Source organism: Maribacter sp., assembly GCF_039968975.1.
Lineage (GTDB): Bacteria > Bacteroidota > Bacteroidia > Flavobacteriales > Flavobacteriaceae > Maribacter.
The window spans coordinates 1-9,967 of sequence record NZ_JBDVOT010000161.1; the positions used below are offsets into that span (position 1 = coordinate 1).

Here is a 9,967-nt window from a genome sequence, read left to right on the forward strand (position 1 = left end):
CTTTTCTTCAATATTTGGGAATGTGCCTACTGGTGAACAGTTAATAATCAAAGTATGGTCGGTAATAATATCATCGGTTAGTTCCGTATAGGTATAACCATTGTTTTTGCCACTTCTGGAAACAAATGAAAAATCAATTCCCAATTCATCCAATACAAATGCTATTGCTTTTGATGCTCCTCCTGTACCTAATATCAATGCTTTTTTGTGATGTTCTTTTAAATAGGGCTCTATAGATTTTTCAAATCCGTAGGCATCGGTATTGTAGCCTACTAGACCATTTGCTGTAAATTTTATGGTATTTACAGCTCCAATTTTTTTTGCGGCTTTATCCATGTCATCTAAAAATGACATTACATCTTCTTTGTAGGGAATGGTAATGTTTAGGCCTTGAACATTTTCGGCGTTTTCAAAGATAGTAGGGAATTCTGAAATAGATTGTAAATCGAAGTTTTGATATTGGCAATGATTTAAACCCATCTCTTCGAATTTTTTTTTAAAGTAACCTCTTGAAAATGAATAAGAAATATCTTTTCCTATTAAACCGTAATTAGTTTTCTGTTTTTCTGTTTTTTCCATACCAATCTAAAAGTAGCAAAATACTAATACCAATTATAATAAAGAAAATAGCTATCCAGTTTTCTACGGTGGTCAAATCTGGTATAAACCGCTCATAATTCATTATTATCGGTTTTCCGTTCGTATCTAAAACGCTTTCTCTGTCAATACCCGTTTTAAAAATTGTTCTTTTCCATGGCCAGACAACACCTAGTGATCCAGTAATGAAACCTAATATTGTAGCCGTAGTTACATGTTTAAAATGTTTTAAGACGTAAGTCAATACATGGGAGAGGGTTACTAGACCTGTAGCGGATCCCAAAGTGAATACCGCTAAGATTTTTAGGGTATGTAATCTTCCTGTATTGGAGGTAAAACTAAAATCACCCACAATTAACTCTGAAAATGTATCATATAACGCATTAACAGAATCTACTAATAACAGTACGTAATTGCCTAATAATATTAATATGAAAGAGCCTGAAAGCCCAGGTAAAGTCATGCCAGATACACTGATCATACCACATAAGAAGATAAATAGTAAGTTGTCGTTTTCCTTGGCGGGACTAAGAAAACTAATGGCAACACCTACACTTAAACCTATCAATGCGGCGGTAAAGGTTTTCTTTTTCCAGTAATCGAAATCTTTGCCTATATAATATATGGATCCTAGAATCATACCAAAAAAAGCGGCCCAAACATAAAGTTCTCGTTTAACCAAAAAATAATCTAATACTTTAGATATGCTGAAGTAGCTTACCAGCATGCCAAAGATGAGCAGGGTTAAAAAAGAACCGTTTATATATCTGTAGAAGCTCTTAAGTCTACCATTGATAAGTAGCTTAAAAGCTTTTCCATTTACTTTTTGAAGGGAATAAATGAATTCTTCGTAAAAACCACCAACAAATGCGACTATACCACCAGATACACCTGGTACTTTATTGGCAGCACCCATACAAAGTCCCTTTACGACCAAGAAAAATTTATCTGTAAAGGATCGGGTTTCGTTCATTTAGGTTTTTGCGTTACTTCTTAGAAGCTGATTTTTCTAATATAAAAATAAGAGAAAAACCTATTACAGCGGCAACAATAGCAAAGGTTAATTGATTATCACCTTGAAAAGCGAATGGAGAAATATTTTCGTCAACAATAATTTCTTTTTTACCAATCTGAATAACTTCTATAATATTTTTCCAAGGCCATATTTTGTTCAATGAACCTAAGATGAATCCCGTTAAAACCGCTAATGTAGCATCTTTATAATTGGTAAACATCCATTTTAAAACTCGAGCAAAACTTAAAATGCCGAAAACTATTCCGAATATAAACGTTATTAGAATGCCAAAATCCTTTTCATTTAAAGCCTCTAAAACAGTTTTGAATGATCCCATTAGAACTAAAATGAATGCTCCTGAAATCCCTGGCATTACCATGGCACAAATAGCAATGGCGCCGGATAAAAAAATGTAAGGCAGACTGCCAGAACTGGTAGAAGGGGGTAGGGTCGTAATATAAAAAGCGCTTACAGTACCTATTATGAACAATACAATTGCTAACGCGTTCCATCTTTTAATTGATTTGGCTACAAAAATGACACTTGCCAATACCAAACCGAAAAAGAATGCCCATGTAACTATAGTGTGCTCTACCAATAACCAGGCAATCGCTTTAGATAATGTTAAAATACTGATCATCATACCAATGGCCAAGGCTAAAAGAAAGTTACCGTTTAATTTCTCCCAAAACTGTTTAAAGCCTTCTTCTTTTAAAACTTTTAAGGTTGTTAGGTTAACGTTATTGATAGAAGTAATGAATTCTTCGTAAATACCTGTTACAAAGGCTATTGTGCCGCCAGATACGCCAGGTACCAATTCGGCAATACCCATTGCCATACCTTTTAGAGATATGAAAGTATAATCTTTTAGTTTTCTATTATCCATGAAATGTAGAACCTAATCTATGAGGTTTTATTGTATTTTCTTACAATTTCTTGTGTCCATTCAGACTTGCCGTATTCTGGAAAATTTTCAGTGAACAAATGTAGTTTTTTCTGTTTTTTATCAATCTTTAATGCATCCATTAGCATAATTCGTGCATTAATAGGGTCTTCGGCAAGTAATAAGTAGCCTACAGATCTATATAAAAGTTTTAAATTTTCAGGATAAAACTCTCTTCCTTGTGCTAAAATCTCTACTGCAGCAGATTCTTCCCCATTAATATGAACTACTTCTGCCCAACTTAACCATGTATCTATTTCAAAATTACCAAGGTCTACCGCTTGTTTAAAGGCGAAATCTGCTTGATCGTAATTCTTTAAAGCCATGTGAATTTGAGCACATTTTTTCCAATATTGCGGATTCTCTCCGTCAATATTCAAAGCTTTATTAATATAGAAAACTGCCTTTTCAAAATCTCTACTGTTATAATATAGATTTGTAATGGCTAGCCAACCTTTGTCTAGAAGTGGGTCTTCATGCACAGTTTGGTAGAAATAGTATTTGGCCATTTCAGTATCCTTTAATTTTTCATAACATTTTCCAATTCTTAAAAATGCATGAGATGTTGGATCTTCAATAGAAATAGTAGTTTCATAGTTTTCAATAGCCTCTTTATGGCGACCTAATTTTTCAAGTACCTTTCCTTTTTCAAAGTAGGCGCCAATAAAAGTATCATCTGAAATTACTGCAAAATCAAAAGCAGTCAAGGCTTCAGTGAACATTTCTTTAAAATAATACTGCTTACCTAATTGATGCCAAGCTACCTCGCAATACGGGTTCTTTTCTAAATAGCTGTTCAGATAAACTATTGCACCATCATAATCTTCAAGAAATTCAAAGCAATATACCACGTTATAAAGTGACGAATAATCTTGTTCATCAAACTCCACACACTTCATAAAGCTTTCTTTGGCATTGTTGAAGTTGTCCATGAACAAATACTCCATACCCAATAGGCTGTAGATGTCAAAACTGTTATTAGTGAAGCTTAGTGCTTTTTGTAGCAATTCTATTGCGCCAGCATGGTCATCTCTCTTAGAATAAATATTGGCACGTTGAATGTATATTTCATCATTGTTATTATCCAGCTGCTGTAATTCATCTAACAGTGCTTCGGCTTTTTCCATCTGGTTTTCAAAAACCATGACTTCTACCTGTAGTAATTTTAGTTCTATGGAAGCGGGATGCTGCTGTAAACCAATTTTAATTCCTTTTTTAGCCAAAGAAATCTTCCCATGATTAAGGTAGTGGTGCACAATATCTTCAAAATCTTCTGCATCAAAGAAATAGACATCATCTGTCTTTAACATCGATTCAAATTTTGTAATCGGCTTGTCCGGTCTCTCGTTAGATTCTAACGCCATAGGAACTTTTTGGTTTTACAAGATATTTTAAAAGTAAGCGATTGTACGGGGTTTCAGCCATGGAGTCAATCGATATTATTAACAAATTAGTTAACAACGTTGATTTACATAGAGTTAAGAAGTGCTAAAATTATAGCGCAACCTTCTTTAATTTCTTTTTCTGAAATTGTTAATGGCGGAGAAATTCTTACGGCTCTATTTTCAAATAATAACCAGAATAGAATAAGGTTCTTTTCTTTAGCTTTTAAGACTAATTCATTTGCTGTTTCGGGAGAATCCATGATCAGGGCAAGCATTAGCCCTTTGCCTCTGATTTCTTTTATCTTCGGATGCTTTAATAGCGATTTAAAAAGTATTTCTTTTTTTACAGTATCAGTAATTAAAGTAGAATTCAATAGTACCTTCAATGTTGCCAAACTAGATGCTGCAATAACCGGATTACCACCAAAAGTTGTGATATGTCCCATTTTCGGATTCTCACTTAACGTTTGCATAATTTCTTTACTGGCGGTGAAAGCACCAACGGGTAAACCAGATGCCATGCCTTTACCTATGACCAAAATATCTGGTATGCAGTCAAAATGTTCAAAAGCAAATAGTTTTCCTGTTCTACCAAAACCTGGCTGTATTTCGTCAAGTATTAACAACGCTCCCATTTCTGTACAACGTGCTTTTACTTTTTTTAAATAGTCATTTGTAGGAAGTATAAAACCTGCACCGCCTTGTATAGTTTCTAAAATTACACAGGCAGTTTTGGTTGTGATCTTTTCTAAATCTTCTTCGTTATTGAAACTGATATGATAAATATCTGGTAGTAAAGGTCTAAAAACACTTTTGCGTTCTTCAAAATCCATTAAGCTTAAACTACCCATGGTATTACCATGATAAGCAGATTTAGCTGCAATGATTTCTGAACGACCGGTAAATCGACGTGCTAACTTTAAAGCACCTTCAATAGCTTCTGTTCCAGAATTAACCAAATATGTAACCTCTAAGGGTTCAGGTAAATTATCTGCAAGCAATTTTGTGTAAATGGTTGCAGGTGATTGTGCATATTCGCCATACACCATTACATGCATATATTTCTCTACCTGCTCTTTTATGGCATCTACCACATCTGGGTGACAATGGCCAAGTGTGCATGCCGATACACCGGCAACAAAATCTAAATGTGCATTACCATTAGTATCATAGATATAACTACTGCTAGCATGAGAAACTTCCATACCTAAAGGGTAGGGAGAAGTTTGTGCTTGATATTTTAGAAAATCTTTGTTCATGTGAAATAACTATTTCACCTTTTTAGGCTTTACCGACTTTTTAGGGTCTGTTGCTTTATTTTGTGCAGGAATATTATTGACGGGATCAGATTCGTTTTTACTTCGTTGTTGTTCCTCGGCATCAATATCTATTGGGTTGTCAATACCATTGATAACTACGAGTTTTAGATTGTTATCATCTTCATCAAAAATATCGTCTTTGGTTAATATGCGTTCATCACCACGCCATACAAAGCCTTTTAAAATTCTACTGTTTTTTGGTAAATCTTTTTCGGGGAAAATATCGCCATCTGGGTCTGTGTAAAAGGTAAGGTCTTCAATGTCATTTTCTACCATTGTAATTCTTATTTTACTACAAACAGTTTTATCTATACCTATAAGTTCGTCATCATCATTATACATGTAATAAACGACCTCGGTATTCTGAACTAGGTCTATGAGCTTTAATTCGTTTTCAATAAACTTTCCAAATAAATTAATTCCTTTGGCTTGATTATATCCTGTCATACTAACACTGTCTAGGGATATTATAAAGGCATTGTTCAATACTTTTAGAGAATCAAGTTTTTCCGTTTCTAAGTTCGATTTTAGATGAATGCTATCACCTGTCATTTGATTGGCACCGTTCCAAATAATAGGGTTTTTAATTAATTGTGTAATACCTGTTTTTTGTTCAGAATGTATGCTGTCACATTTACCGCTTAAATCTGTTTTGTAGAATTTAGCATTTCTAAAAGCTCGTAAAACTCTATCTTCTGGTTTGCCGGTGACCATTAACGTATCTCCATGAACAAACAGAGAATCTCTTTCTTGAACAGAAATAGATACTGCTCTTCTGGTAGCAAATACAGAATCTTTAGCTTTAAATACTTCGGCATAGTGTGCTCTAATTATACCATTGTTAATAGTATCTGTTACCGTAATGTTGTTGGTAGCAGATGCAAATTCCTCTGCCTTGTTGAAGTATACACTATCACCTTCAATAATTCTATTGTTGTAATCTATACGAGTGTTTTTAATTCCGTAGCCGGTTTCTACTTTGGTATCATAAAATCCCCTTTCGCAATATATTTTATACGTTTCTCCATTAATGGTAGAAGGCCCGTACATGTAGGCATTTTTAGAATTCGTGTAATAGTCTAATTGTTCTGAGTCTAAAGTATATTCAGGATTTTTAACATGTACACTATCCAAGAACTGATATTTTTTAAGTTCCATAAAATACTTGCCAATTTTACTTGTCAATGTATTTGCTGAGTCTACTACAGTACCGTTATCTTGATAAAAAGCTTCTTGTTTTTCACGATCTAAACGCAAAGTGTCCGTTCTTAAAGTCATGTCAGAATTTGTTAAGACAACATTTCCCCATGCTTTAGCCAATTTTACATCGCCTAAATAATTAATTTTTTTGCTTGTCATTTCAACAGAGTCGCCCTGCTTTAAAATAACATTACCAATAGCTTCTAATCTATTTTCTAGTTGGTAATAGATGGCAACATCGCACCATAAATCTGCACCTTGATGCTCAAATTGAACTTGACGGGTGTCTTTGCTAAATATAGATGCACCAGGGTATTCAGCTTCATTTTTTGTGAAATTGGCACCGTAGACGATATTAATTTGTTTGGGTTCTTCTTCGTTAGTATTCTGTTGGGCATAGCCAAAAAGAATACATGTAAAGAATAAAAAAACAACGATATAAATCTTTTTCAACCTAAAAATTTTTTCAAAAATAGGACATTTTAAAAGAGCGCATAAAACTATTGGCATACATTTAGTAAAGTGCTATAATATTGGTTCTGGTTTGCGATTTTTTTTAAATTTTTGGCCGAATCCAGAATTGTTAGGTAGAAATGGTTCATCTAAAGAGACATTAACGCCATCTTTTGGTATGCTATCTTCTTTGCCTAAAGCCCAATAAATTCCGTTCATTGCTATTTTTCGCGTAATTGGTAATTTTAAATCATAAGGATGTCCAAGGGTGGTAAAGAAAACTCTAGCCTTTTTGCCTGATGTTCCTGTATAACTTTTGGTCCATGCAACAGGGTTGTCCAAAGAATACTCATCTAACTTACCATTTATTTCATGTTGAGATTTTGTTGAATGCCCCATTAAAATTGGTTCACTATCTCCTTGTAATTTCCAATCCCCACCGTCTACATGATATAACCATGAATAAGCTTCAAATTCAGAAAAACCATTTAATATTGGGTTGTTTTCATGACCTTTTTTAATAGATATATCTGTCACCGGGTACTTGCCATCATCAAAATGCCCATGGTGGGTAATCCATTGTTGACCAAAAACTTTTGCGGGCCAATCATTATTAAATTCAATTAATGTAGAATCATTGTCATATTTAAAAGCATGTGAAGTGGTTCTAAAGCCCACCATAGGTTTACCGGATTCTACATAGTTGGTGATAAAATCACGCTCAGTTTTAGGAAGATTTCTAAAACGCATAAATACGACCATTAAATCTGCTGTTTCTAATGCTTCTAACCCAGCAATATGGTCTGTTCTATTAGGGTCAATATAACCCAAACTATCTACAGAATAGACCACTGTAACCTTAGCTCCCAATTCTCTTTTTGCTAACCTGGCTAACATTGGGAAAGATTCTTCTGAACGATACTCTTCTTCTCCTGTAACAAATACAATGTGAGGGGGCTTAACTTCGTCTCTCAAATTAGTCTCTTTGCTTTCTTTCGCTTTTTCGCCGCATGCGGCTAGTATACTTAGAAAAAGTAGTACTATATATTTTAATTTCATAGGGTCAATTTTAGTGTTATTTATTTCATTGGATGTTCTTTAAGCAACTCGTCTGGTGTGTAAAAACTGTTACGATCCTTAGTTGCTTCCCTGACCTCTTTCACTTTATTGGTGTCAATAATCGATGCCTTGTTGCCAAAGGAATTTCTAACATAAGTAAGAACTGCTGCAATTTCATCATCTTTTAAAAGTCCTTTAAAAGCCATCATAGGTACTTGACCTTCATAATGATTACCCATTATGTTCATTGGACCGTAAAGTCCGTGTAATGCTAATTTTATTAACCGTTCTTCATCACCTAAAACCCATTCTTGCCCTACTAAAGTTGGGTAGCCGGCTTTTTGTAAACCCGTACCCGCTTCTTGGTGGCAGGTTATACAATAGCCTTCGGTTTCATAAATTTTCTTTCCCTTTATGAAAACTTCTAAATCATCGCCCTTAAGGTGGGAGGCAAGTATTTTCTCTGAAGCCTCTTCTAAAAAATTACCAGTTAACCTGGTTTCGGCAAAATTAAAGGAGTCTTGCATCCATTCATCTAATGGATACTTTCTAGCAACTTCTAATATTTCCATGCCTTCAGATTTTGGCAACCATGATGCAGCTGTAATAGCTTCTAAACGAACCCTGCCATGTTTATCTGTTGCGGCAATCTTCAATAAATCTTGAGAGTTGTTCAATTGATGCCCCATATATCTAATTACCCTAACTACGGCAGCGCGAACTCTGTGGTCATCAGATTTTAATAAGGCTTCTAAAAGTGGTGCATCTACTTTATTTAATCCCCATGAAACCCATAAAGCTTCTAAACGGTTATGGTCGTAATTAGAATCGCTTTTATCTAAGTTGTTCACCCAAGTATTTAAATAACCAAGAACTTCATCTGTATTTCTTCCTCTTAATTTGCGACGGGTTCTATAACGTGTTCTATATTCAGGTAATTTTAAATTTTCAAATAATTGCGCTATTGAAGCTCCGTCAATTTTAGCGGGTTCAACCAGAGGTCTAGAAGGGTAGGTAATTCTATAAATTCTACCATGCACATGATCTCTTAAGGGATCACGGGCATTATGCTGCATATGACCTATTAGTACATTGTGCCAGTCAACTACATATAATGACCCATCTGGTGCAATTTCCATTTCAACAGGTCTAAAATTAGGGTCGGTACTCGTAATTAAATCTTGTCTGTGTTTAGATGTGTAGCCTGTACCATCTTCCGTCATTTGATGTTGCTTTATACCTAAAAACCCAATGGTATTTGCTAATAGCATATCTCCTTGAACTTCTTCAGGGAAATGACTGCTAGATATAAATTCCATTCCTGAAGTAGGTCTTACGCGATGTGCTTCTTCAACCAATTCTTCTGTCAATGGAGATGCAATACCATAAATAGATTTTAGGGAACTTGGCATCATCCAGTTTACTTTGGGACCAGAGGTGTGTAAAAAGAAATCTTGTCCCCATTCGTCAAAGGCTATTCCCCACGGATTTGGAATTGGAACTTGTAGCGTGCGTTCTAAGTGTTTTCTCTGTGGATTGTATCTGTAAAATCCACCATTGGTAGCTCTAACCGGTCCATATGAAGTTTCAACATTAGTGTGGAGAAAAACTCCTTCAGACATATAAAATGCCCCTGAGGGGTCTGCACAAAATGCAGAAATAGCATGGTGTGTATCATGATCATCAAAACCACTTAATACAATTTCAACCTTATCTGCCTTATCATCACCATTGGTGTCTGTGTAAAGTTTTAAGTTGGTGCCTTGACTAACATAAACTCCTTCTGGAGTGAATTCAAAGCCTATGGGTAAATGTAATTTATCTGCAAAGACAGTTTCTTTATCAGCCTTTCCATCATTGTCGGTATCTTCTAATATGATGATCTTGTCATCTGGCTTTGGGTCACCAGGTTTGTAATGCGGGTAAGAGGGTAGGGTAGCGACCCATAATCTACCTTTATTATCAAATGATACTTGTGCAGGATTTGCTAGATTTG

General features: G+C 35.0%; 8 protein-coding genes. All 8 read right to left on the reverse strand.

What is annotated here, in order from left to right; all coding sequences use genetic code 11:
* Window positions 1-579, reverse strand: a 579-nt coding sequence (aroE, locus tag ABJI11_RS11010; RefSeq protein WP_348352088.1) for a shikimate dehydrogenase, incomplete at its 3' end; no start/stop codon positions are given.
* On the reverse strand, window positions 551-1,570 hold the full coding sequence (locus ABJI11_RS11015) for a DUF368 domain-containing protein (RefSeq protein WP_348352090.1): 1,020 nt from the start codon (window positions 1,568-1,570) through the stop codon (window positions 551-553). The genes ABJI11_RS11015 and aroE, both read right to left, overlap by 29 nt.
* Window positions 1,571-1,583: 13 nt before the next feature.
* Window positions 1,584-2,498 (reverse strand): DUF368 domain-containing protein, encoded by a 915-nt coding sequence (locus tag ABJI11_RS11020; RefSeq protein ID WP_348352092.1) that lies wholly within the window; start codon window positions 2,496-2,498, stop codon window positions 1,584-1,586.
* Window positions 2,499-2,515: 17 nt separating this feature from the next.
* Window positions 2,516-3,919, reverse strand: a complete 1,404-nt coding sequence (locus ABJI11_RS11025; RefSeq protein ID WP_348352094.1) for a tetratricopeptide repeat protein — start codon at window positions 3,917-3,919, stop codon at window positions 2,516-2,518.
* 104 nt (window positions 3,920-4,023) lie between these two features.
* On the reverse strand, window positions 4,024-5,199 hold the full coding sequence (locus ABJI11_RS11030; RefSeq protein WP_348352096.1) for an aspartate aminotransferase family protein: 1,176 nt from the start codon (window positions 5,197-5,199) through the stop codon (window positions 4,024-4,026).
* Window positions 5,200-5,208: 9 nt separating this feature from the next.
* Window positions 5,209-6,969 carry an OstA-like protein gene (locus tag ABJI11_RS11035; RefSeq protein WP_348352098.1) on the reverse strand — a complete coding sequence of 587 codons (1,761 nt, stop codon included), beginning with the start codon at window positions 6,967-6,969 and terminating at the stop codon, window positions 5,209-5,211.
* Between the two features lie 15 nt (window positions 6,970-6,984).
* On the reverse strand, window positions 6,985-7,971 hold the full coding sequence (locus ABJI11_RS11040; protein ID WP_348352100.1) for a ThuA domain-containing protein: 987 nt from the start codon (window positions 7,969-7,971) through the stop codon (window positions 6,985-6,987).
* 20 nt (window positions 7,972-7,991) lie between these two features.
* Window positions 7,992-9,967 (reverse strand): PVC-type heme-binding CxxCH protein (locus ABJI11_RS11045; RefSeq protein ID WP_348352102.1); only part of this gene is annotated, 1,976 nt, incomplete at its 5' end.